General features: G+C 51.7%; 25 protein-coding genes and 1 other annotated feature. Of the genes, 15 read left to right on the top strand and 10 right to left on the bottom strand.

Annotated elements, in window-relative coordinates; genetic code table 11:
* Positions 1-66 precede the first annotated feature (66 nt).
* Positions 67-828 (top strand): DNA-binding transcriptional repressor YgbI, encoded by a 762-nt coding sequence (ygbI, locus tag EE896_RS06995; RefSeq protein WP_105098996.1) that lies wholly within the window; start codon positions 67-69, stop codon positions 826-828.
* Between the two features lie 49 nt (positions 829-877).
* On the opposite strand, the gene EE896_RS06990 is transcribed toward ygbI, so the two are convergent.
* Together EE896_RS06990 and EE896_RS06985 are read right to left on the bottom strand one after the other, a co-directional pair.
* Positions 878-2,236, bottom strand: a complete 1,359-nt coding sequence (locus EE896_RS06990) for an APC family permease (protein WP_008926051.1) — start codon at positions 2,234-2,236, stop codon at positions 878-880.
* A 404-nt stretch (positions 2,237-2,640) separates the two neighbouring features.
* Positions 2,641-4,056, bottom strand: coding sequence for a glutamine synthetase family protein (locus EE896_RS06985; RefSeq protein ID WP_004571329.1), 1,416 nt, complete (start codon positions 4,054-4,056; stop codon positions 2,641-2,643).
* Positions 4,057-4,260: 204 nt separating this feature from the next.
* Here EE896_RS06985 and puuD point away from each other — a divergent pair, with 204 nt between their 5' ends.
* From puuD to EE896_RS06970, 3 genes are read left to right on the top strand one after another with little or no spacing between them, the layout of a single operon-like run.
* Positions 4,261-5,028 carry a gamma-glutamyl-gamma-aminobutyrate hydrolase gene (puuD, locus tag EE896_RS06980; RefSeq protein ID WP_140916227.1) on the top strand — a complete coding sequence of 256 codons (768 nt, stop codon included), beginning with the start codon at positions 4,261-4,263 and terminating at the stop codon, positions 5,026-5,028.
* A complete protein-coding gene (gene puuR / locus EE896_RS06975) occupies positions 5,021-5,578 on the top strand; it encodes an HTH-type transcriptional regulator PuuR (RefSeq protein WP_008926054.1) in 558 nt (185 codons plus the stop codon). The genes puuD and puuR overlap by 8 nt, the downstream gene beginning before the upstream one ends.
* Positions 5,579-5,597: 19 nt before the next feature.
* Positions 5,598-6,875: an NAD(P)/FAD-dependent oxidoreductase gene (locus EE896_RS06970; protein WP_078804554.1), complete on the top strand. Its 1,278-nt coding sequence runs from the start codon at positions 5,598-5,600 to the stop codon at positions 6,873-6,875.
* Between the two features lie 49 nt (positions 6,876-6,924).
* Here EE896_RS06970 and EE896_RS06965 read toward each other — a convergent pair whose 3' ends face one another.
* From EE896_RS06965 to EE896_RS06930, 8 genes are all read right to left on the bottom strand, one after another.
* The gene (locus EE896_RS06965) at positions 6,925-9,234 is read right to left on the bottom strand and encodes a hypothetical protein (protein WP_140916228.1); all 2,310 of its coding nucleotides are present in this window, start codon (positions 9,232-9,234) and stop codon (positions 6,925-6,927) included.
* Between the two features lie 28 nt (positions 9,235-9,262).
* Complete coding sequence (locus EE896_RS06960; protein WP_039659840.1) at positions 9,263-10,069, bottom strand: glycosyltransferase family 2 protein; 807 nt, start codon at positions 10,067-10,069, stop codon at positions 9,263-9,265.
* A gap of 13 nt (positions 10,070-10,082) precedes the next feature.
* A complete protein-coding gene (locus EE896_RS06955; protein WP_033762048.1) occupies positions 10,083-10,439 on the bottom strand; it encodes a DMT family transporter in 357 nt (118 codons plus the stop codon).
* Positions 10,436-11,269, bottom strand: coding sequence for a sugar phosphate isomerase/epimerase family protein (locus EE896_RS06950; protein WP_140916229.1), 834 nt, complete (start codon positions 11,267-11,269; stop codon positions 10,436-10,438). Before EE896_RS06950 ends, EE896_RS06955 begins: the two co-directional genes overlap by 4 nt.
* Positions 11,266-12,039, bottom strand: coding sequence for an NAD-dependent epimerase/dehydratase family protein (locus EE896_RS06945; RefSeq protein WP_004571321.1), 774 nt, complete (start codon positions 12,037-12,039; stop codon positions 11,266-11,268). Before EE896_RS06945 ends, EE896_RS06950 begins: the two co-directional genes overlap by 4 nt.
* Positions 12,040-12,054: 15 nt before the next feature.
* Positions 12,055-13,059, bottom strand: coding sequence for a glycosyltransferase family protein (locus EE896_RS06940; RefSeq protein WP_039659835.1), 1,005 nt, complete (start codon positions 13,057-13,059; stop codon positions 12,055-12,057).
* Between the two features lie 2 nt (positions 13,060-13,061).
* Entirely contained in the window at positions 13,062-14,180 is a 1,119-nt protein-coding gene (locus EE896_RS06935) for an FAD-dependent oxidoreductase (RefSeq protein WP_039659834.1), read from the bottom strand.
* 367 nt (positions 14,181-14,547) lie between these two features.
* On the bottom strand, positions 14,548-15,375 hold the full coding sequence (locus EE896_RS06930; RefSeq protein WP_140916230.1) for an SDR family oxidoreductase: 828 nt from the start codon (positions 15,373-15,375) through the stop codon (positions 14,548-14,550).
* A gap of 179 nt (positions 15,376-15,554) precedes the next feature.
* Here EE896_RS06930 and hisL point away from each other — a divergent pair, with 179 nt between their 5' ends.
* From hisL to EE896_RS06875, 11 genes are all read left to right on the top strand, one after another.
* Positions 15,555-15,602, top strand: a complete 48-nt coding sequence (hisL, locus tag EE896_RS06925) for a his operon leader peptide (protein ID WP_100396937.1) — start codon at positions 15,555-15,557, stop codon at positions 15,600-15,602.
* Positions 15,578-15,698, top strand: a sequence feature (His leader region). Its footprint overlaps the gene before it by 25 nt.
* A 45-nt stretch (positions 15,699-15,743) precedes the next feature.
* Positions 15,744-16,643, top strand: coding sequence for an ATP phosphoribosyltransferase (gene hisG, locus EE896_RS06920; protein WP_004571317.1), 900 nt, complete (start codon positions 15,744-15,746; stop codon positions 16,641-16,643).
* A 3-nt stretch (positions 16,644-16,646) separates the two neighbouring features.
* Positions 16,647-17,951 carry a histidinol dehydrogenase gene (hisD, locus tag EE896_RS06915; RefSeq protein ID WP_039659829.1) on the top strand — a complete coding sequence of 435 codons (1,305 nt, stop codon included), beginning with the start codon at positions 16,647-16,649 and terminating at the stop codon, positions 17,949-17,951.
* Positions 17,948-19,024, top strand: coding sequence for a histidinol-phosphate transaminase (gene hisC, locus EE896_RS06910; protein WP_110411267.1), 1,077 nt, complete (start codon positions 17,948-17,950; stop codon positions 19,022-19,024). The genes hisD and hisC overlap by 4 nt, the downstream gene beginning before the upstream one ends.
* Positions 19,021-20,088, top strand: coding sequence for a bifunctional histidinol-phosphatase/imidazoleglycerol-phosphate dehydratase HisB (gene hisB, locus EE896_RS06905; RefSeq protein ID WP_004571313.1), 1,068 nt, complete (start codon positions 19,021-19,023; stop codon positions 20,086-20,088). The genes hisC and hisB overlap by 4 nt, the downstream gene beginning before the upstream one ends.
* Positions 20,088-20,678: an imidazole glycerol phosphate synthase subunit HisH gene (gene hisH / locus EE896_RS06900; protein WP_004571312.1), complete on the top strand. Its 591-nt coding sequence runs from the start codon at positions 20,088-20,090 to the stop codon at positions 20,676-20,678. Before hisB ends, hisH begins: the two co-directional genes overlap by 1 nt.
* On the top strand, positions 20,678-21,415 hold the full coding sequence (gene hisA, locus EE896_RS06895; protein ID WP_004571311.1) for a 1-(5-phosphoribosyl)-5-[(5-phosphoribosylamino)methylideneamino]imidazole-4-carboxamide isomerase: 738 nt from the start codon (positions 20,678-20,680) through the stop codon (positions 21,413-21,415). Before hisH ends, hisA begins: the two co-directional genes overlap by 1 nt.
* Positions 21,397-22,173, top strand: a complete 777-nt coding sequence (hisF, locus tag EE896_RS06890; RefSeq protein WP_078804559.1) for an imidazole glycerol phosphate synthase subunit HisF — start codon at positions 21,397-21,399, stop codon at positions 22,171-22,173. The genes hisA and hisF overlap by 19 nt, the downstream gene beginning before the upstream one ends.
* On the top strand, positions 22,167-22,778 hold the full coding sequence (hisIE, locus tag EE896_RS06885; protein WP_078804560.1) for a bifunctional phosphoribosyl-AMP cyclohydrolase/phosphoribosyl-ATP diphosphatase HisIE: 612 nt from the start codon (positions 22,167-22,169) through the stop codon (positions 22,776-22,778). The genes hisF and hisIE overlap by 7 nt, the downstream gene beginning before the upstream one ends.
* A 114-nt stretch (positions 22,779-22,892) precedes the next feature.
* Positions 22,893-23,369 (top strand): YbaK/prolyl-tRNA synthetase associated domain-containing protein, encoded by a 477-nt coding sequence (locus EE896_RS06880; RefSeq protein WP_039659820.1) that lies wholly within the window; start codon positions 22,893-22,895, stop codon positions 23,367-23,369.
* Positions 23,370-23,435: 66 nt separating this feature from the next.
* Positions 23,436-24,227 carry an ABC transporter substrate-binding protein gene (locus tag EE896_RS06875; protein WP_078804562.1) on the top strand — a complete coding sequence of 264 codons (792 nt, stop codon included), beginning with the start codon at positions 23,436-23,438 and terminating at the stop codon, positions 24,225-24,227.
* The last annotated feature ends 62 nt before the right edge of the window (positions 24,228-24,289 follow it).

Below are 24,289 nucleotides of genomic sequence, written 5' to 3'. Positions count from 1 at the left end.
TTTTTGTTCTGGATAAGCGGCAGATACTTTATAGTGTGAAAAAATGATAATTATCAGGGAGCAGATATGATTCCGGTTGAACGTCATCAACAGATTCTGGCGCTGGTCGCCGATCGTGGTGTGGTCAGCATTGCAGAACTTACTGAGCGGCTGGGTGTGTCACACATGACCATACGTCGTGATGTGCAGAAACTGGAGGAACAAGGTGCGGTGCTGTCCGTTTCCGGCGGCGTGCGCTCTGCCGATCGGCTGGCGGCTGAACCCTCACATCTGACGAAAAGCGCCCTCTACAACGATGAAAAGTGCGCTATCGGCCGCACCGCAGCCCGGCACATTCCGCGTAACAGCTGCATCTATCTGGATGCCGGCACCACGACATTAGCGCTGGCACGAGAGCTGGTGGATCGGGATGATGTGCTGGTGGTGACCAATGATTTTATGGTGGCGAATCTGCTGATGGAAGCGAGTCAGTGCCGGGTTATTCATACTGGCGGCACCGTATGCCGGGAGAACCGCTCCTGTATCGGCGAGTCGGCGGCACGAAGCCTGCGTCATCTGGCTATCGATATTGCCTTTATTTCCGCCTCCTGCTGGGGGCCGCGCGGCTTGTTTACGCCGGATGAAGATAAAGTGATGGTGAAACAGGCGGTGAGTGAGGTGAGCAGTAAGCGGGTGCTGCTGAGTGACAGTTCGAAGTACAACAGAATTGCGACGTTTCTGGCGTTACCGCTGGAGAGGTTTGATGTGGTTATAACCGATAAAAAACTGAGTGATGCAGGGCGGGAGTTGTTAAGTACGGGTAACTGGGAGCTGGTGCTGGCCAGTTAAACCGTTGCCGCCTTCCCGCAAGATCGGAAAGGCGGCAACGTTAGCGCGATTAGACTTCTTCGCTGAACTGCGGCACCGGATTACGGAAGCTGCGGGTCACAAAGGCCAGGTAGATAATCCCGATGGCGGCCCAGATCAGGCCCAGCTCCATAGAACTCTCTTCCAGGTTTACCCACAGCGCACCGACCGTCAGTGCACCCAGCAGCGGCAGCAGCAGATACTGAACGTGATCTTTCAGCGTGCGGTTACGCTTCTCACGGACCCAGAACTGCGCGATCACCGACAGGTTAACGAAGGTAAACGCCACCAGCGCACCAAAGTTAATCAGCGCGGTAGCCGTAACCAGATCAAAGTTAATCGCCATCAGCGCAATCGCACCGACCAGCAGCACGTTGAGCGATGGGGTACGCCATTTTGGATGGATGTAACCGAAGAAACGCTCCGGGAACACGCCATCGCGGCCCATCACATACATCAGACGCGATACGCCAGCGTGCGCTGCCATACCGGATGCCAGCACCGTGACCACCGAGAAGATCAGGATGCCAACCTGCAACGCTTTACCGGCGACAAACAGCATGATTTCAGGCTGTGAGGAGTCCGGGTGCTGGAAGCGGGTGATGTCCGGGAAGTAAAGCTGCAGGAAGTAAGACGCAGCGATAAAGATCACACCACCAATCAGCGCAGTCAGGAAAATAGCGCGAGGAATCGTGCGTTCTGCATCTTTGGTCTCTTCCGACAGCGAACTGATGCCATCAAAGCCGAGGAACGAGAAGCAGAGTATGGTCGCACCGGTAATCATCGGCACCACATGGGCATTCTCAGACCAGAACGGACGGCTGCTTACCAGCGTACCGGAACCGACGCCGCTGGCCACACCGTAGATCACCATCGCAGTGATCCCGACCATGACAACCACCTGCAGCACCACAATCACGCTGTTGAAGTTCGCAACAGTTTTGATGCCCTTGAGGTTAGAGAGCGTCATAAACCCAACCAGCAGCACAACAAAAATCCACGACGGAATGCCCGGCACCAGCGATTCGAAATAGTTTTTAGCCAGCAGGATGTTGATCATCGGCATGAACAGGTAGTCCAGCAGAGATGACCAGCCGACCATAAAGCCGACGTGCGGACTGATTGCCTTCTGAGCATAGGTATAAGCGGAGCCCGCAGAGGGGAAGCGGCGTACCAGCTTACCGTAACTCACAGCAGTAAACAGAATCGCAACCAGCGCGAAAGCATAAGCGGTGGCGACGTGACCGTCGGTCAGCCCGGAAACGATGCCAAAGGTATCGAACAGGGTCATAGGCTGCATGTAGGCTAAGCCCATCATGACGACCGGAAGTAACGTGAGTGTTTTTTTGAGTTGCGCACGCTGCGGTGCGGCGGAGGTATTAAGCGACATGCTTCAGTCCCCCATGTGCAACAACCTGGCTGGGCTGGGTCACAGGGCAACTGCGCATTAAGCGACAGGGAGAAAGGTTAGCGGTTGACGCGGCGCCGTAGTCATCACGAAAACGCGTACCAGCGTTAGCTGGCAGAGTGTAAAACATCCCCATCTTTGTAATCCTCAATCTCACGCTTACGCGTGTTTTCAGTGTTTATCTATCCGGGTGCGTGCCCGGCCTCGGTTAAGTCAGCAAAAACGCTCTATTAAAACCTGATGCAAAAAAAATAACCGGCGCGTGAAGCGTCGGTTATCATCTGATTTTGCAGGCCGCGTATTCTGCCCCAACCCGTGGCAGAAATACAAGCCATCGGGGCATCATATGCAAAAATAACGCACGGAATTGCTGATAAACCGGCGTTTCAGGCGTTTTTCAGCATCCAGTCAATTTCCGTAGAGGTAATCAGCCGTTCAAACTGCATCAGTTCATAATTTTTGCAGCTGTGCCAGACACTGGCAAAACGTTCGCCCAGTAACTTCTGCAACGGATAACTGTTGTCAAATTCATACAGTGCATCGCTCTGACGAATCGGCAGTGCCAGCCCCTCGGCATGATGACCGTTGCCAGTGACCGGATGCGGCAACGGCAACTGAGTATCGAGTCCATGGAGCATCCCGGCCAGGATAGCCGACACCACCAGATAAGGGTTAGCATCGGCACCGGCCACGCGATACTCGATACGATGGTTATCAATATCGCCACAGGGAACGCGCAGCGCAACCGTCCGGTTGTTATGGCCCCATGAGGCCTGTAACGGCACATAGGCATCCGGAACAAAGCGGCGATAGGCATTCACGTTAGGTGCCAGCAGCGCCATTGACGCGGGCATCAGGTCGATCATGCCGGCCAGCGCGCGTTTCATCAGTGGCGAATCACTGCCGTCATCGCAGGCGAAAGCATTGTGATCGGCCGCATCCAGCATGCTGATATGCACATGCATGCCGCTGCCCGCATATTCCTCATACGGCTTGGCCATAAATGTTGCGGTCATACCGTGATTTTCCGCCACCTGACGAATCAGACGCTTGAGCTGCACCGCATGGTCGCAGGCGCGCAGCACGTCGCGCGTGTGGTGGAGGTTAATTTCAAACTGTCCGGGCGAGGCCTCCGCCAGTGCGCCGTCAGCCGGTATGCCCTGCTGACGCGCCAGATCGTCAATGTCGCGCAGCACATCGGCGAAGTGATCGAGGTTATCTACCGAGTAGACCTGGCTCTGCATATTGCGTTCATCACTACCAGGCGAACACGGCGGCTGGATAAAGCCTTCAGCATCACGCTTTTTGTCCACCAGATAGAACTCCAGCTCTACCGCTACCACCGGAAACAGCCCTCGGTTACGCAGCTGTTGCCACAGCCGGTTAAGGACATTTCGGGGTTCAACGTCAAAGGGAGTGCCATCTTGGTTGCACATGGTTAACAACAGCTGCGCAATGTGTTGAGGGTCAGACGCGGAGGGAACTAACGTACCGGTGACGGGCAGACAGAGGTTATCAGGTTCGCCCAGTGACTGGCCGAGTCCCGCTTCTTCCACCGTGTTGCCGAGGATATCCATGGCAAACACCGAGGCGGGGAAATAACACCCTTTTTCCAGTTTAGACAGCGCAGAGACCGGAATGCGCTTGCCGCGGAACACACCATTTAGATCATTTAACAGGATGTCGACATACTGCGTTTCAGGATGGCGCTCCAGCCAGGTTTTCACCTCAAGCTGGAACGCGCTGGTTCGTTTCTCTTCACTGTGAAGCATGAAGTCTTCCACTTCTACCAGGTTAGTCATGATCTCACCCGCCCCTATTAGGTTTGCGTAATGCTCAAAATAACAGCCACACCACTAACATAGCGCCAACATAAAAAGTGTGCAAATGTAACAATTCTGTTTGAAGAACAAACAGCAGGTTGTTAGATTGAAAAAATATTGCACACTTAGTCACCAGACGTGCCTTTTCGGTAGATATTTCGAACAGCGATGCGAGGACGGGAGATGGGCATTATTTTTGACAAGCCATTGATTGGCGTAGTGATGTGTCAGAAAGATTTGGGCGGCCATCTGACCCAGACGGTTCACAACAAATATATCGACGCGATTGTTCTTGCAGGCGGTGTGCCGCTGGCACTTCCCCACAGTCTGATGAATGCCCCTCATCTATTAGAAAACGCTATGGCTGTTATGGATGGCCTGCTGCTAACCGGCAGCCCAAGTAATATCGAACCCTGGCATTATGGCGAGCCGGGCGAAGAGCCCCATGCCGATCCGGGTAGGGACCATCTTGCCTTTCAGCTGATTACCTGGGCCACCAGCCATAAAATGCCGATATTCGGCATCTGCCGTGGCATGCAGGAGCTGGTGGTGGCGAATGGCGGCGCGCTGTGGAGAGAAGTGAGCGGGCAGCCGCCGTTTCAGCGTCATCATGAAGATGAGACGCTGCCACTGGATCAACAGTATGCACCGGCGCATCAGGTCACTATCGAACCGGATGGCGTGCTGGCAACATTACTCGACAGTGATAGCTCACTGAGGGTCAATTCACTGCATCATCAGGGCGTACGCGAACCGGGCCCGCAACTGCGCGTTGAAGCGCGCGCGCCGGATGGCCTGATTGAGGCCGTCAGTCTGCGTCATCATCCCTTCGCCCTGGCGGTACAGTGGCATCCCGAGTGGCAGCCAGAAAGCACGGCGGGATCGCAGGCGCTGTTCAGCGGCTTTATTCAGGCCGCCATTCGCTATCACAGGGGAAAAGCAGATGAGTGATGCCACGCTGGCACCGGGACGACGGCTGGCGCAGATTCGCCAGACGCTGGGGCTGTCGCAACGTCGGGTTGCCGAACAGGCCGGACTGACTCACAGCGCCATCAGTACCATTGAGCAGGATAAAGTCAGCCCGGCAGTCAGCACGCTGCAGAAGCTGCTGAAGGTTTATGGGCTATCGCTGTCAGAATTCTTTTCGGAACCCAAACCGGACGCAGAACCCAAAGTGATTGTCCGTCCCGGCGACCTGGTGGAGATTGGCAGCCAGGGTGTTTCGCTGAAGCTCATCGACAACGGTGGTGCGCAGCGCTCGCTGGGCATGCTGCTGGAAACGTATCAACCCGGCGCCAGTACCGGCGAGAAACTGCGTCATCCGGGCGAGGAAACCGGTACGCTGCTGGAAGGCGAAATTACGCTGGTGATTAACGGACAAGCGTTTCATCTCTCCGCCGGAGAGAGCTACGTGATTGATACCGGCTTACCGCACAGCTTTACCAACAGTGCAGACTTCCCGTGCCGCATTGTCAGTGCCCACACACCAGCAAATTTCTAGGCGCATTCCGGAGGTTGTTATGAATTATGTGGAGAGTTATTACGCTGCGACCGCCAATACGCATGCGCCCTGGCCGACGCTGCAGGAGAGTATTCAGTGTGACGTCTGCATTATTGGCGGTGGTTTCACCGGTCTTTCGGCGGCACTGCATCTGACCGAGGTGGGTTACGACGTGGTCGTGCTGGAAGCAGCACGCGTCGGCTTTGGTGCCAGCGGCCGTAACGGCGGTCAGGTGGTGAACTCCTACAGCCGCGACGTGGATGTGATTGAACAGCGTTACGGCAAAGAGAGCGCCCGCATGCTGGGCGGCATGATGTTTGAAGGCGCTGAGATTATCCGCGACCGCATCAAGCGGTATGCAATTGAGTGTGACTACCGTCCTGGCGGCATCTTTGCGGCCCTGAATACGCGCCAGATGGCGCATCTGCAGAAACAGAAAGCGTTATGGCAGCAGTATGGCAATCACGATCTGGAGCTGCTGGACGAACGCGCCATTCGCCGCGAAGTCGCCACCGAACGCTACGTCGGTGGACTGCTGGATCGGCGTGGCGGTCATCTGCATCCGCTGAACCTGGCACTGGGTGAAGCAGAAGCCATCCGGCGACATGGCGGTCGCATCTATGAACAGTCTGCGGCAACCAATGTGGTTTATGGCACACCTAATCGGGTGAAAACGGCTCAGGGCGAGGTGAGCGCAACGTTTGTGATCTTCGCCGGTAACGCCTATCTGTCACCGCAACTGGAGCCGCGCCTGAGCAGGAAAAGCATGCCGTGTGGATCGCAGATTGTCGCGACCGAGCCGCTGACACCCGACCAGGCGTTATCGCTGATGCCGAACAACTACTGTGTGGAAGATTGTAACTATCTGCTGGATTACTTCCGACTGACCGCAGATAACCGGCTACTTTATGGCGGCGGTGTGGTCTATGGCGCACGTGAACCGGCGGATATCGAAGCGTTAATACGACCCAAACTGGCGCGCACGTTCCCGCAGTTGCAGAATGTGAAGCTGGACTTCAGCTGGAGCGGCAATTTCCTGCTGACGCTGTCGCGCATGCCGCAGTTTGGCCGGCTGGAGAACAATGTCTATTTCATGCAGGGCGACAGCGGCCATGGTGTGACCAGCACGCATCTCTCCGGCAAGCTAATCAGCGAAGTGTTACGCGGCGACGCCGAACGGTTCGATGCTTTTGCCCGCCTGCCTCACCTGCCCTTTCCCGGCGGACGGCGGTTTAAAGTGCCGCTGACGGCGATGGGCGCGGTGTGGTACGCGCTGAGGGACCGATTGGGAGTATAAAAAAGGGAGCAAAGCTCCCTTGTTAGTTACTATTGAGGCTTAAATTAACTTATTGAATTGTGATGGGTTGTGCGAAATTGTCACATTCAATTAGCTTCCCTTCTCCCGCAATTGCAAGGCCAGCTTTATATTGACCTTTGAAAGGTGTGATATCAGCAAACACTTTATATCCCGCGTTAACCAGATCCGGTTTGTTAAAGGCATTTGCCACATCCTGCCTTAAAGTTTTATCTGCAGGTACAAAGAACTTCCGTCCTTGCTCATCCTGCAGCGTCAGCCATATCGCTTGCGGAGCAAGGTTTTTCTCTATTGAATATGCAGCCCATCCCTCGCTCGTTAATCTCTTAGAAACGACATTATCAAGCGTAAAATTTGATTGCTTCAGCTTATCAATGGTGGCAACACACACGGCAACAGAATTAGACAGTCCTGCAGGCTTATAAGATGTAAAGCGAGGTGCAATTTTCTCATCGATACTAATACCGCTAAATTGATATTCTACAAAATGCGCTTTAAATTGTGGTTCAAAGTAGTGTTTATCTGTTGTTTCAATCATAACCTCTGACACACGCTGCCCCTGTAGCGGTAAAGAGTCCAGTAATGGTGAAATCCATACTCCACTTTGAGCATTGATGATGTTAAGACGATATCGTTTTATTTCTCCGTTAAAAAGCCTGTAATTTACATAAATGACGGATCCATGGAAGAATAAATTCTGGAGCCTGGCTAAAATAGTCATTCTAAACTGAGGCTTTAACTTTACTATCACATCATCAGTGCGCGGTATCTTAATCCACTCACCGAATTTAATCTTTATGTCACCTGTTTTTTTTATGTTTAGGTCCTGAGCATTAGGAGTCTTTTTCATAAGCATGATAGGCTTATGATTAAGATCAAATATAACACGCACCGATTTATAATTTTTCAAAATCGCCATCGTTGTTAATGGATCTTCATTGAGAATATATTTCCCATCAAAATCATCAAAAACACTGCAATCGTTAGAAACACAAGTAATACTGGCTGTCCATAATACATACTCTGGCTTATCATTTCCTTCGTAAAAATCAGCATTCAACTGATCCAATTTGGGTGTTAATGTCATATAGTTTTGAAATGATGGGCGATGCCAGTAATTTAGTTTATTGGCAGTAGTATATTCATTATTATATGGATATACATCGATAGTACTATTGCCCACTTCAGCAATAACATCCTGCGGTAACTTAAATTTATGATGACGTTCTGCCGCGCGTTCCTTTAAGCTTTTAGAAAAATCCTCATGAGTGCTAAAAACATCAATCCGTTTAGCTCCATTATAAATAGGCATATTACCAAGATAAAAAAGAAGCGATAAAATTAACCCAGCCAACAAGTATTTATACTTGTAATTGCTGACAAGAATTAACAAAGAAAAGAGTGCGACAGGCATTATAAAATAAGAGATATAATGATCTGCTCGTGAAAAACCAATTTTCACAAAAATAAGCAACAAACCGTTAACTGTTAAAAACAATGTTCGCTGACATTTAACAAGATAGAAGTTAAACAAAATAAAAATTGCAAAAATAATATAATAGGCTTGTTCTTTTATGTCTAAATCATAATTCATATCAACAGAGTTACCAAAACTCAGTTGTGAATTTATCAGCGCATAATTTACAATACTGTATGAGTCGCGAAATATCAACGATCCAAAAATAATATAGAGCAATACTGTAACACTGAGGAAAAAAGCAACAGGAGATAAATGGCGCCGTCCTAATAAGTGAGTTGAGACTAAGTAACTACCTATTGTAAGCACCCCAACGATTCCGTAAAAAAAACGAAAGTAAAATAAAAAAGCCACAAGCAACGCTGCCGCAGACAGGAATATTTTTTTATCCCAAAGTTTATCCAGACTATTTTGGCGAAGATACACTATAATAAATAAAGGCAAAGTGAAGAATACGGCGTAAGCATTATAAACTTTAATAAAAACGATATAAATTACAGCAAAAAAAAACACGCAACGGGCGTTAATAGCTAATCTCAACATCAAAGCCCAGTTTAAAGCACAATAAAGGCTTATAAAAAACAACGAAATAAAATAACTTGCTTGTGAGTATTGTACTACCGGACTCCCCTGAAGCCAATATAACGGTCCATAACTAAATAAGAAATCCTGTTTACCTACAAAAAAATCTGGTAAAAGAGTTGACCATTGTTCCAGCACGCGGTCTAGTGATATTATGAGTGGCTGTTGATTCATTTCAACAACAATGATTGCGAACATCAACATAAAAAACTGGCAGAGCTTGAAGAGCTCTGCCGTGGTTTCATTCTGTTTCAGAACATTTATATGCGACAGTGTAATCATAGCTGAGTTCTGCCTAACCTTTATTTAATTATTTGATATTATACTTGCCGAAGCAAGCAGAAAATAAAATCGACAATACTGCCCAATTCCCACTAATAGCACTAATTTTAGTTGGTACTTCGCCTTTTGGATAACGGCGAACTGTTGCGATTTCGATACAGCGGAACCCTAATTTAGGTGCGCGATAAGAAAGATAGGCCAGTAATTCGTAAGTCTGAAAAATATTGCGAAACGGTGCAACGCGCGGATCAAGCAGCATTTTTCGGCTATATGCACGGAAGCCCTGTGTCGTATCGGTCCACTTGAAGCCGGAAAAAAGTGAGAGCATTGGTGCATGAATAAAACGGATAGCAAAATCACGTGAAGCAGGTGTATTCTCAGCAACGCCACCTTTGACAAAACGGGATGCCTGAACAAAATCATAACCCTGTTTCAGTGCCTCAATGAACTGAGGAATGGCATCCGGATCGTCTTTATCATTCCCATCAATCGTTACGATACCTTCATAACCCTGCTCCAGAGCAAAAGCATATCCACAACGCAGCTGAGAACTTAACTTACCCGGGCCAGTTTTAAGTAGCAGACCGCAAACCGAAAGTTGTTTCAGCGCTGAAAGTTCAAGTGAACCATCCCGACTTCCACCGTCAACAATGATAATGTCTGCATAGGTATGGACATTTACTGCAGCCATTCGGCTTAACAGATTGCGGATGCGTTCCCCTTCGTTGATGACGGGAATGATCACGCAATAATTATGCTGTTTACCCTGCCATAACTGACGCTCATAAGATGGAACTTCCCAGTCAGTATTTTTTATATTTAAAGATTCACTCATATTCTTTTCCATCTTATTTAACTTTTAGGGTAATAAGTACAACGCCGGCTATTACCATCAAAATGCCGGCAATAGTGGACCAGTAAACAGGTTCTTTGAATAGCACAACTGACATTAAGGCAACACAGGCAATAGCGCCTGAGGTTAAAACAGGATGTGCCACGTTTAAGGGTAAAAATGCCAGTGTTGCGGCATAAAGCAGGAAAGCCATGCCATAGAGAAATATTCCCAATAACAGCGGGAAATTACTCAGCACTGCTAAAGGTTCGGACAAACTGGGAAGCCTGCGTGGAGGCGTCATCGCTAACTTAATAAGCACGCTGGCAGAAGCATTGCAGGCTATACCTAAAATCAGGATTAACCATTTCATGAAACATCTCCCGGCGTCTTCCGATAATGCTCAGTCACAAATTTAAGAGACTCGTCAATAACCATTAAAGCGTTCTCATTTTTAGAGACCAGCATTTCAATAGTGGCAATACGCTGCGGAAGCATACGATTCAACACTGCGGCTACATCAGCATGATTCACAGCACTTCGCCCCAGCGCTATAAGGTTCGGTTCACTAAGATGTACATGGCCGATAATATCCTCATTACCACTGATTACCTGAGCCACATCTTCGCCGTTAATCGCAATAGCCCCGGTATCCAGTTGCATTTTAATGGCTGAATGATTAACAAGCCGTACCATCTTAGCCGTCTCTGCACTGCTGGTCATGAAGTTAGCGCCATAACACTCTGGATTAGGCTCCAGACAAATAACAACGCCTTCCTGACGTGCAATGTCCCCCAAAAGCGTGAAGAAGCGGAGTGCGATCGCGCATGAAGCTTCATCGCTGATAGCCGGTCGATAACGATTTTTGGGTGAACCAAACACTAAACGTGTAATGCCTAATCCTGCTGCAACATGGCTCACTGCCTGTAAATGTTCCAGCATTTTCTGTTGTACAGACGGCTCATCAAACAGATTCAAGCCCTGTGTGCCAAACAGGAGTGACTGCATCCCGACCAGAGAAATCTCCTGCGATTCCCAATAATTTCGAACGGCAAGAATCTCTTTATCACTCGCTGATTTTGGGTCTGGAAAATATTTTCCAGGCGCAATATCGATAGCATGGATATGATGACAATGAAGAAGTGCACGCACTGCGTCATCATCTTTAATGTCCCATGCGATATTCGAAATGGAAATATTCATTCAGGTTTCTTTCCTGGCTCGGATTGAGCATAAGCACGAATCGACATCAGTGATTCACGGTAGCTGTATTGATAATCTTTGCCGTCCGTATAAAGATGAGAATAGCAGCTTTTCATATCATAATGTCCGGGCTGCTGCTGCACGTGATTTTCAAAATCAAATCCGAAGCCATATTTGGCCACATCTGCAACGCTGACAGGGGCTGCGGTAAGATGTAACAGCCTGATGTCGTTTTTCAAAGCAATCTCAATGTCATACCAAAGGTTGATCATGGGATAGAACTGAAATACGCCACGGCTTTCAATTTGATTGAGATTATTATTGTTAAGGAAATCGTAAATGATATTTTTCTTTAATCCCGGCCCTACCAGACCAGGTAAGCGAACGATCAATGCATCCGGAAAATGCTGACTCACGAATTGCTCAAGGTAGTAACGATGCAGACCATACGCATGTAATCCGTCTGTTTCGACAGGCGTGTTTTCGTCAACGTTTACAGGCGTTTTAAAAACGTCCACTGTGCTTATCAATATGAATTTTTCACAATTGATGGTTTTCAGTTTTTCGATCAGACTTTCAATGTGTTTAAGATCGTTCTCAGGCTCTTTATTTGCCAGCCATTTCTGAGCAGGCGCAGCAGCGCAGACGACCGTTCCAAATAACTGGCCAATAATTTCATCAATATTTGTTGAACGGTAAAGCGAGTCAAACTCACGCTGTTTAAGCAGTGTCTGACCGACAAAACCTGAAAAACCAATAAGTGCATCCATCTTCATCTCCAGAATTTATTTATCGCGCCCGGTCTGGACGTTGTTAGGTTCCTGCATAAGTGACGTCTCCAGAACATTGACCCTGTCTGCATTAACCATGACATCACTATTGCGTTCATAAACAACTGCATAACCAGCCTGAGCGCTGTTTTCATCCAGCATTCTTCCCAGATATTCGCCAAAAAAGGCCATCATCACGAACTGGATAATAAACATAACGGACATGAAAAGAATGGTTGTTGTCCAGCCTTCAACAACGTGACCATCTATCAGGTGAATGAGCACGCTGTAACAGGCAAAGATTAATCCTGCTACGCTGCCAAAGAATCCAAGCATAGACATCCAGCGCAAAGGACGTGCAGAATTGAAAACCATCAGACGAAGTAAACGTCGCATGGATTCAACGATTTTTGCACCCTCATTTTCTTTTACTGGCATGTAATTGAAAGCTGATGCAGCGTATCCCGTTTTTTGGATGCGCAGATAGAACTGGTGATGAAATTTACCAATTCTTGTAACGGCGTTAACTGCCCTGCGGCTTAAACAACGCAAACTGGTTGAGTTAGCCGGAATATCGTAATCAATCGTACGTAATGCGACATTCATCATTTTTCGAATAAGTCTATAACGTAGCGAACGGACTTTATTTGTTACTCCGATAACGATATCGCTTCCCGCACGGCATTGCTCGACGACCTGAGGAACAATTTCAACCGGATCAGCAGCGGGGTTCCACAGAACAACAAAGTCTCCAATCGCGTTTTCCAGACCAGCGGCAAGCGCAACATCATGATAAACCGGCGTGGAAAGCAGAATAATCCGGACGCAGTTTATGTCTTTTAAAATACGGTCTTCAATTTGCGCGTGTGTAGAATTTACGCCCGGAACGACGACGACAATTTCATAATCGCTGTAACTTTCGTCCAGCGTCAGGCTTAACTTTCTAAGCGGTTCATAAACCTCTTCAAGATGCCCATGAATAACGGTAACGACAGAAACAAAGGATTCACTTTTTATCATTTTTAGTTCAACTCTATTAGTCGCTCAATTTCTTGCAAAACATCATAAACGTTGTCTATTTTCCCACCCATAATGCAATGCAACCCCTTCAGACCGTGATTTTTACGGAAAAGGATGGGCCTGGAATCATCACTATCACTTCGAGGCAGAATAGTTTTGACTTCCCATATAGAACGCTCATATTTGCATTCACTTAAGGCAGGAACATAACGCTGTGCATCACGAATCATATGCCCCCATGCAGATTGACGTGAATATTCGTCATATTTTGCATGTGAGTCTTCATACGGGTTGCCTGCATCATCCCGCCATTGATAGTGAGGTGTGTAGCGAACATGGCTGAAAGAATGCAATTGTGCTGAAGGAAAAGGCATTACGGAAAAGAAAGGGCCACACATTACCGTCAATCCCATTTTCCTGAATTCGTCAGGAACGTCGACCAGACACATTTCAGTCATTTCATGACGCAATGGAATGAGTTCAAGCCCGGAACTATTCAGTAAATAGTTGATTCTTGAGTAAGTACAGTTGAAGAGATGGTCAGCATAGACGATGTCCTGCTCGCCGGAGATTGTGACAGCAAGTTTTAGACCATCATTATAAGTCCAGACTTTTTCAACGACTGCATCTGTAATAACGCGCACCCCGGCCTGTGAAAGGCGTTCTATCATTACATCGCGTAATTTAAAGGAGTCGAAAGCATACTCTGTGGTAGTGAATATAGTATCAATCAGAGCCGGATTGACCATTTTTGTGACAGAAGATGGTGCTTCTTCACAGTCTGCGCCAATACGCTGACAAAAACGCCTGAACTGCTCAGCCGTCACTTTGCTCAATGAGCCTGCAATCAGATAATATTTTTCGAATTCATCATCAATACAATCACGAAATTCATTAACGAAGCGTGGGAATGATAAGCGAGAACGCAGGGCAGTAAGAATACTGCGCGGGTAATGATAACCATTGTGCACTCGTGCCTGGTTAACATATGAAGCGCGGGACATCAGGTGCTGGCTTTTTTCATATACAGTCACGCAGCAACCGCGAAGCGCAAGTTGCTCTGCCAGATACAAGCCAAAAAACCCGCCCCCAGCGATAGCTATATTCTTTTGTGCCAACATCCGCTATCTCCAAATTTTACCCAATATCAAGGCCGCCAGCTCCGGCCCAAAGCGATGAACTGTTATTTTTCTGACATAAACTGAACGCCGGCGATGATACTGAAAATGAAATCCCAGGGAAAGGTTAAGCTTACTAATTTTTTGCCGTTATCGTTAACGTAAAAGTGATGCCAGTCTCTTCTCATCTCATCGGCTTCTATGACTGGACCCGACATTAGAAACGTTAGTGGGCAGGTTACGGAATTTATGGTTAACATTTCTTATAATCTTTAATAACGATCAAAGTCACATCCTTTGCCCCGGCGTCTGATAAATGAAAATTCATTTATTTTGAGTAACGCACAGGGCTTTCCAGTTCAGAAACTTTTCACTCCAGCGGCATCTTCACCGGATCGTCATAGCGATACTCAAACCCGAGTTCGCTACAGATGCGCGATCCATCAATCAGCTTGCCGCTGTCTTTTACGGCCTCTGGCGCGAACTGCGGCGGCTGCAGCCCAAGCTGGCGCGAAACCGCTGGATAGAAGGTGTCACGCGTCGGGTGTTTCGGCGCACTAAGGTTATAAACCCGGCCGCCTTTCGGCGACTGCAGCAGCAGCGCAATCGCCTCGACCACATCATCCAGATGCACCAGATTCACGCCCTGCGAGCCATTTGCCACATCCTGCTTACCCGCCAGGAAGCGTCCGGGATGGCGTTTTGGCCCGACCAGACCGGACAGCCGCAGAATATCCACGCTGGTCCCAGGCAGATCGTGCAGCCAGCTTTCCAGTTTCACCAGCGTCTTTCCGGCTACCGTTTCTGCAGCCAGCGGACTGTTTTCCCGCTTAACACCTGAACTGCCGCCATAAACTGACGTTGAGCTGGTAAAGATGATGCGCGGCACTTTGTAGACCAGCGCGGTATCCACCACATTCTGCACCGCCTGCAGATAGGCCTCGCCACCTTCTGCGGTGCGGCTGGCGGGCAGCGTAACGATCACTGCATCAACGTTGAACAGCGGCTCAATATCGGCGGCATCACAGAGCAGTTCCGGCGTCAGTTCCAGCTGGAACGCCTCAATCCCGCAGCGACGTGCGGCTTCAACACCGTCTGGCGTGGTTTTGCTGCCGGTAACCTGCCAGCCTCGCGCGGTTAACGCCGTGGCCAGCGGCATGCCCAACCAGCCCAGTCCCACAATCGCGACCTTCTTCATTTTGACTCCTGACGTGAAACATCAACCCCGACTTCACCGTAGTTTGCCCCCGGATTGCAAACCAGAACAACCTGTTTCAGTGCTTTCCGAATCACCTGTTTAAAAAAGTGTTGCCAAGCGCAGCCATCTTCGTTAGGTTAAACCCCACAAATGAATACTCATTCATCGACGAGATTATTATGACACGCGTTCAGTTCAACCATCATCATCACCATCATCCTGACTAGTCTTTCAGGCGATTGGTGCTGGAAGACTTTCAAGATCTTCCAGTGGTGTGAACGCAAGAGAACCCCCGGAAGATCGTCTTCCGGGGGTTTTTTTATGGGCTGACGTAACCACACATTCAGGACAGGAAAAGGACAGGAACCATGTTAGATAACACCCGTTTACGCATAGCTATGCAGAAATCTGGCCGTTTAAGTGATGATTCACGCGAACTGCTGGCGCGCTGCGGCGTTAAAATCAACCTTCAGCAACAGCGCCTGATTGCGTTTGCGGAGAACATGCCAATCGACATCCTGCGTGTGCGCGATGACGATATCCCTGGCCTGGTGATGGATGGCGTGGTCGATTTAGGCATCATCGGTGAGAACGTCCTGGAAGAAGAACTGCTCTCACGTCGTGCTCAGGGTGAAGATCCGCGCTATTTCACGCTGCGCCGCCTGGATTTCGGCGGCTGCCGCCTGTCACTGGCGATGGCGACTGACGCCGAGTACACCGGTCCGGAATGCCTTGATAAGTCCCGTATCGCCACCTCTTATCCTCACCTGCTCAAACAATACCTCGACAAAAAAGGCGTCAGCTTCAAAACCTGTTTACTGAACGGTTCCGTGGAAGTGGCGACCCGTGCGGGTCTGGCGGATGCCATCTGCGATCTGGTCTCCACCGGTGCAACCCTGGAAGCCAACGGCCTGCGCGAAGTTGAAGTCATCTATCGTTCCAAAGCCGTATTAATTCAGCGTGACGGCGAGATGCCTGCCGCCAAGCAGGAGTTGATCGACAAAATGATGACCCGTATTCAGGGCGTGATTAAAGCGCGTGAATCGAAGTACATCATGCTGCACGCGCCGAGTGAGCGTCTGGAAGAAGTCATTAGCCTGCTGCCTGGCGCAGAGCGCCCGACCGTTCTGCCACTGGCAGGTGATGTCAGCCGCGTAGCGATGCACATGGTCAGCAGCGAAACCCTGTTCTGGGAAACGATGGAAAAACTGAAAGCACTGGGTGCCAGTTCCATTCTGGTGCTGCCTATTGAGAAGATGATGGAGTAAGCCATGGCCTTTTCTACCCCGATTGAGTGGCAGCAGTGCACCCCCGAACAGCAGCAGGCGCTGCTGTTACGTCCCGCTATCGCCGCCTCTGAAAACGTCACGCTGACGGTGCGCAACGTGCTGGAACAGGTAAAGCTGAACGGCGATGACGCTCTGCGCGAGTTCAGTGCCCGCTTCGACAAAGCGCAGGTGGAAAACCTGCGCGTGACGCCGCAGCAGATAGCAGAAGCCAGCGCCCGTTTAAGTGACGAACTGAAGCAGGCGATGGCCGTCGCGGTGGGGAATATCGAAACCTTCCACAACGCGCAGATTCTGCCGCCGGTGGATGTTGAAACACAGCCTGGCGTGCGCTGCCAGCAGATCACTCGCCCGGTGAAATCGGTCGGACTCTATATTCCTGGTGGTTCCGCCCCGCTCTTCTCTACCGTGCTGATGCTGGCGACACCTGCCCGTATCGCTGGTTGTGGCCGCGTAGTGCTCTGTTCGCCGCCGCCGATTGCCGATGAGATTCTTTATGCCGCGCAGTTGTGTGGCGTAGAAGAGGTGTTCCAGGTGGGTGGCGCGCAGGCTATCGCCGCGCTGGCCTTCGGTACAGAAACCGTGCCGCGCGTCGACAAGATTTTTGGTCCGGGCAATGCCTGGGTCACAGAAGCAAAACGTCAGGTGAGTCAGCGTCTTGATGGCGCCGCGATTGATATGCCAGCCGGGCCTTCAGAAGTGCTGGTGATTGCTGATGAAGGTGCCACCCCCGCGTTTGTTGCGTCTGATCTGCTCTCACAGGCCGAACATGGTCCTGACTCGCAGGTGATTCTGCTGACGCCGTCACTTAAGCTGGCCGAAGCGGTCGCGGTCGCCGTTGAGCAGCAGCTGGCGCAGTTGCCGCGTGCGGCCACGGCGCGTCAGGCGCTGGAAAGCAGCCGCCTGATCGTGGCGCGCGACCTTGAGCAATGCGTTGAGATTTCCAATCTTTACGGCCCGGAGCACCTGATTCTGCAGACCCGCCAGCCACGCGAACTGGTGGAGTCCATCACCAGCGCCGGTTCAGTATTTTTAGGCGACTGGTCACCGGAGTCCGCAGGCGATTACGCCTCAGGCACCAATCACGTGTTACCGACCTACGGTTATACTTCGACCTGTTCCAGCCTGGGCCTGGCTGATTTTCAGAAACGCATGACGGTGCAGGAGCTGACGCCACAGGGCTTCCTGAATCTGGCCGCGACCATTGAAACCCTGGCCGCCGCCGAGCAGCTGGATGCCCACAAAAATGCCGTCACCCTGCGCGTTGCCGCACTAAAGGAGCAAGCATGAGTCAGGATATTGAGCAGCTGGCGCGCGCCAATGTACGCGCTCTCACGCCTTATATGTCGGCGCGTCGTCTGGGTGGCAATGGCGATGTCTGGCTTAACGCCAACGAGTTTCCGTTGCCGGTGCCGTTTGAACTGTCACAGCAGACACTGAACCGCTATCCGGAGTGTCAGCCGAAAATCGTGATTGAGCGCTATGCGGCTTACGCAGGTTTAACGCCGGAGCAGGTGCTGGTGAGCCGTGGGGCAGATGAAGCGATTGAACTGATCATGCGCGCTTTTTGTGAGCCGGGGCAGGATGCGATTCTGTTCTGTCCACCGACTTATGGCATGTACAGCGTCAGCGCCGAAACCATCGGCATTGAATACCGTACCGCGCCGGCGCTCAGCGACTGGCAGCTGAATCTGCCTGCTATCGCGGAACAGCTGGACGGCGTGAAAGTCGTTTATCTTTGCAGCCCGAACAACCCGACCGGCAACCTGATTAATCAGGATGATATCCGTCAATTGCTGACGATGACCGCCGGTAAAGCGCTGGTGGTGGCCGATGAAGCCTATATTGAATTTTGTCCTCAGGCGACGCTGACTGGCTGGCTGAAAGATTATCCGCATCTGGTGATCCTGCGTACCCTCTCGAAAGCCTTTGCGCTGGCTGGCCTGCGTTGCGGCTTTGCGCTGGCCAATAAGCCCGTTATCGACCTGCTGATGAAAGTGATTGCGCCCTACCCGCTGGCGACCCCTGTGGCCGATGTGGCCGGTCAGGCATTGAGTGAACAGGGTATTGCGCTGATGCGTGAACATGTTGCGGAGCTGAATGCAAACCGCAGCTGGCTTCTGGCCGAACTGCCTCAGCTGGCCTGCGTTGAGCAGGTTTTCCCCAGCGAGACTAACTATGTTCTGGCGCGCTTTACCGATTCACCAAAAGTCTTCAAAACCTTATGGGATCAGGGCATTATCCTGCGTGATCAGAACAAAAATCCGGGCCTGTCGGGATGTCTGCGCATCTCCATCGGCACGCGTGAAGAGTGCGCACGAGTGATCGCCGCGCTGCAAGCCTTTTCTGTGGAGCAAGCATGAGCCAGAAGACCCTTTTTATTGACCGCGACGGTACGTTGATCTCTGAGCCGCCTGAAGATTATCAGGTGGACCGACTGGATAAGCTGGCGTTTGAGCCAGACGTTATCCCGGCGCTGCTGGCGCTGCAGGCCGCCGGTTATCGCCTGGTGATGATCACCAATCAGGATGGTCTGGGCACCGCCCGTTTTCCGCAAGCCGATTTCGATGGTCCGCACAATCTGATGATGCAGGTTCTGACCTCGCAGGGCATTGCGTTTGACGATGTACTGATCTGTCCGCACATGCCGGACGACCACTGCGACTGCCGCAAGCCCAAAACCAAAATGGTTGAAGCCTGGCTGGCAGAGGGCGCACTGGATACCGCCAACAGTTACGTGATTGGCGATCGCCTGACCGACGTTCAGCTGGCGGAGAACATGGGCATTCAGCCTATCCGCTACGGCGCTGACGGCGAGAACTGGCAGACCATCCAGCAGCGTCTGACCCAGCGAGATCGCCATGCGCTGGTGCAGCGCAACACCAAAGAGACGCAGGTGCGGGTTGAACTGTGGCTGGACCGCGAAGGCGGCAGCAAAATCAATACCGGTGTGGGTTTCTTCGACCATATGCTGGACCAGATTGCAGTGCACGGCGGGTTCCGCATGCACATCGAAGTAAAAGGCGATCTTTACATTGACGATCACCACACGGTGGAAGATACCGGACTGGCACTCGGCGAAGCGCTGCTGAAAGCGTTGGGCGATAAACGCGGCATTGGTCGTTTTGGCTTTGTGCTGCCGATGGATGAATGTCTGGCGCGCTGTGCGCTGGATATCTCCGGCCGACCACACATCGAGTTCAAAGCAGAGTTCAACTATCAACGCGTGGGCGATCTCAGCACCGAGATGGTCGAGCATTTCTTCAGCTCGCTCTCCTACGCCATGATGAGCACGCTGCATCTGAAAACCAAAGGCAAGAACGACCATCACCGGGTCGAGAGCCTGTTTAAAGCCTTTGGTCGTACGTTGCGCCAGGCGATCCGCGTTGAGGGCAATACGCTGCCAAGCTCGAAGGGAGTGCTGTGATGAACGTGGTGATCATGGATACCGGTTGCGCCAACCTCTCATCGGTAAAGTGGGCGATTGAACGTCTGGGTTACACCCCGGACGTGAGCCGCGATCCCGATGTGGTGCTGCGCGCCGACAAACTCTTTCTGCCCGGCGTCGGCACCGCACAGGCAGCAATGAACCAGCTGCAGGAGCGTGACCTGATCGATCTGGTGAAAGCCTGTACCCAGCCGGTGCTGGGGATCTGTCTGGGTATGCAGCTGCTGGGACGCGGCAGCGATGAAAATGGCGGCGTGCCGACCCTGGGCATTATCGATGAGCCAGTGTCTTTGATGGACACTCATGGCCTGCCATTACCGCACATGGGCTGGAACCAGATTACCGCGCAGGCGGGCAATCATCTGTTCCGTGGCATCGACGAAGGATGCTACTTCTACTTCGTCCACAGCTACGCCATGCCCGTTAACGCCAGCACCATCGCCCAGTGTCACTACGGTGAAGCCTTCACTGCCGCGGTGCAGAAAGATAACTTCTTCGGCGTCCAGTTCCATCCGGAACGCTCGGGCAAAGCGGGCGCGCAGCTGCTGAAAAACTTCCTGGAGATGTAATGATTATCCCCGCGTTAGATTTAATTGACGGAAAAGTGGTTCGTCTGCATCAGGGCGATTATGGTCAACAGCGCGATTACGGCAGCGATCCGCTGCCCCGTCTGCAGGATTACGTAAGCCAGGGCGCGACCGTGCTGCATCTGGTGGACTTAACCGGCGCGAAAGATCCGGCGAAACGCCAGATTGCGCTGCTGAAAACTCTGCTTAACGGCGTTGATGTCACGGTGCAGGTCGGTGGCGGCATTCGCAGCCGGGACGATGTTCACGCGCTGCTGGAAGCCGGAGCCAGTCGTGTGGTGGTTGGTTCCACCGCGGTGAAACAGCCTGAAGAGGTAAAGCGCTGGTTTGCGGAGTTTGGCGCAGAGGCGATTGTGCTCGCGTTAGACGTGCGCATTGATGCCAGTAACCGCAAAGAAGTCGCAATCAGTGGCTGGCAGGAAGCGGCAGGCGTGACGCTGGAGGAGGTCATTACCGATTTTCAGCAGGTGGGTCTGAAGCACGTGCTGTGCACCGATATCTCCCGCGACGGCACCCTCAGCGGCTCCAATGTTGCGCTCTATCAGGAAGTCACGGCGCGCTTCCCGACGATTGCTTTCCAGTCTTCGGGTGGCATTGGCGACCTCAATGATATCGCCGCCCTGCGCGGTAGCGGTGTTCAGGGCGTAATTGTCGGACGTGCGCTGCTGGAAGATAAATTCACTGTTTCGGAGGCGATTGCATGCTGGCAAAACGGATAATTCCCTGCCTGGACGTACGTGACGGCCAGGTGGTCAAAGGCGTACAGTTTCGCAATCACGAGATCATCGGTGACATCGTGCCGCTGGCGCAGCGCTACGCCGCTGAAGGTGCCGATGAACTGGTGTTCTATGACATCACCGCCTCATCTGATGGCCGCGTCGTCGACAAAAGCTGGGTGTCGCGCGTGGCTGAGGTGATTGATATTCCGTTCTGCGTAGCAGGCGGGATTAAAACCCCGGAAGACGCGGCGCGCATTCTGGAGTTTGGTGCGGATAAGATTTCGATTAACTCACCAGCGCTGGCTGATCCTTCGCTGATCACCCGCCTCGCTGACCGTTTCGGTGTTCAGTGTATTGTGGTCGGCATTGATACCTGGTTTGATGAAGCCAGCGGTAAGTATCAGGTGAATCAGTACACCGGTGACGAGGCGCGTACCCGCGTGACACAGTGGGAAACGCTGGAGTGGGTGCAGGAAGTCCAGAAACTGGGCGCAGGCGAAATCGTGCTGAACATGATGAACCAGGATGGCGTGCGAAACGGCTATGACCTGGTGCAGCTGAAGAAAATGCGTCAAGTCTGCCATGTGCCCCTGATCGCCTCTGGCGGTGCCGGCACGATGCAGCACTTCCTCAACGCGTTTACTGAGGCGAATGTGGATGGTGCTTTAGCGGCCTCGGTATTCCATAAGCAGATTATTAATATTGGTGAGCTGAAAAGCTTCCTGATCGACAACGGAGTGGAGATTCGCGCGTGCTAACCGAACAACAACTGTCCCAGCTCGACTGGGACAAAACACAGGGCATGATGCCGGTCATCGTTCAGCATAACGTCTCAGGCGAAGTGCTGATGCACGGCTATATGAACCCAGAGGCGCTGGAAAAAACGCTGGCAGAAGGCAATGTCACCTTTTTCTCCCGCACCAAAAACCGGTTGTGGACCAAAGGCGAGACCTCCGGCAATTTTCTGCAGGTCGTAAGCATTACGCCCGACTGCGACAACGACACGCTGCTGGTGCTGGCAAACCCGATTGGCCCGACCTGCCATCTGGGCACCACCAGCTGCTTCTCGCCGGCTGTGCCTGAGTGGACTTTCCTCTATCAGCTGGAAGAACTGCTGGCGTCTCGCAAAACGGCCGATCCTGAAAGCTCCTACACTGCCCGGCTTTACGCCAGCGGCACCAAGCGCATTGCGCAGAAAGTGGGCGAAGAAGGGGTTGAGACCGCGCTGGCGGCCACCGTCAACGATCGGGATGAGCTGACCAATGAAGCGTCTGACCTGGTCTATCACCTGATGGTGTTGTTACAGGATCAGGATCTGGACTTCAGTGCCGTGATCAACAACCTGCGCACCCGCCATAAATAATTGTGCAATATGCTGCTCAGAATTTTGCTTTTATGGGGATTCTGAGCAGAATCCTTCTCAATCCTCACCCCCATCCCGCACAATAATGGCGACTCAAACCTCGGGGAGAGAACCGTGACGACCCATGAAAAATTAATCACCCTGCTCGACAAGCACCAGGCACGCTATCGCCTGATGGAGCATGAGGCGACCGGTAAATGTGAAGCGGTTGCGGCGATACGCGGCACCGAAATTGGCCAGGGCGCGAAAGCGCTGGTCTGTCATGTGAAAGGCAATGGCGTGAAACAGCACGTGCTGGCGGTGTTACCGGCTGATCAGCAGGCCGACCTGAGTAAAGTCGCAGCGGCGGTCGGTGGACGGCGCGCCTCACTCGCCAGCCCGACAGAGACCGAACTGCTGACCGGTTGTGTATTCGGGGCTATCCCGCCGTTCAGCTTTCATCCTGACCTCAGACTGGTCGTTGACCCCACGCTGTTTGAACGTTATCCGGAGATCGCGTTTAACGCCGGTCTGCTGGAGCGCTCAGTGATCCTGAACACCGAAGATTACCGGTCGCTGTGCGCGGCTGACGTGGTGAAGATAACGCAGTAATTGCCATCCCGGCAGCCCGGCGATACTCTGCATAAACATTCATCACGACAGAATAAGAGCAAAATCATGAACATTTTCACTCAACGCCTGCGTCAGACGCTGGCAGTGGCGGTTATGGCTGGTTGTGCGTTTGGCGCGCAGGCGAAAATCGAACAGGTGCGTTTCGCGGTCGACCCGACCTATCCACCGTTTGAATCGAAAACACCACAGGGCAAGCTGGTCGGCTTTGATATTGATCTGGGCAATGCGCTCTGTACCCAGATGCAGGCGAAATGCGTCTGGGTTGAAAGCCAGTTTGACGGCATGATCCCGGCGCTGAAAGCGCGTAAATTCGATGCCATTCTCTCTGACATGGGCATTACCGAAGAGCGCCTTAAACAGATCGATTTCACCGTGCCGCTCTATGACACCCACACCCAGCTAATCGCCCGTAAGGGTTCTGGCATACTGCCAACGGTTGAATCCCTGAAAGGGAAAACAGTCGGCGTGGAACAGGGAACGGTACAGGAGCGCTATGCGCTGGCGAAATGGCAGCCGCATGGTGTGACCGTAGTGCCTTATGGCGATCAGGCCCAGGTTGAAAGCGATCTGGTATCAGGCCGGCTGGATGCGGTATTTACTGATGCGGCACAGGCGGCCATTGGCTTCCTTAAGCATCCGCAGGGTAAAGACTTTGAGCTGGCTGGCCCGATTATTCAGGATCCGATTATCGGCCCCGGCACGGCAATCGGCCTGCGCAAAGGCGATGCGGAGCTGAAAACGGCGCTGGATAATGCCTTTGCCGAAATCAAAAAGAACGGCACGTTTGACCAGATTCAGAAGCGCTATTTCGCTACGGATATCTCTATCCAGCAGTAACCTCGCGGTCGCCCTTTTTCGTCCTCACCGCGATCCGGCACTATACTTTAACTTTTTCAGGA

The organism is Pantoea eucalypti (assembly GCF_009646115.1).
Taxonomy (GTDB): domain Bacteria; phylum Pseudomonadota; class Gammaproteobacteria; order Enterobacterales; family Enterobacteriaceae; genus Pantoea; species Pantoea eucalypti.
This window is presented reverse-complemented; position numbering and strand designations above follow the sequence as displayed.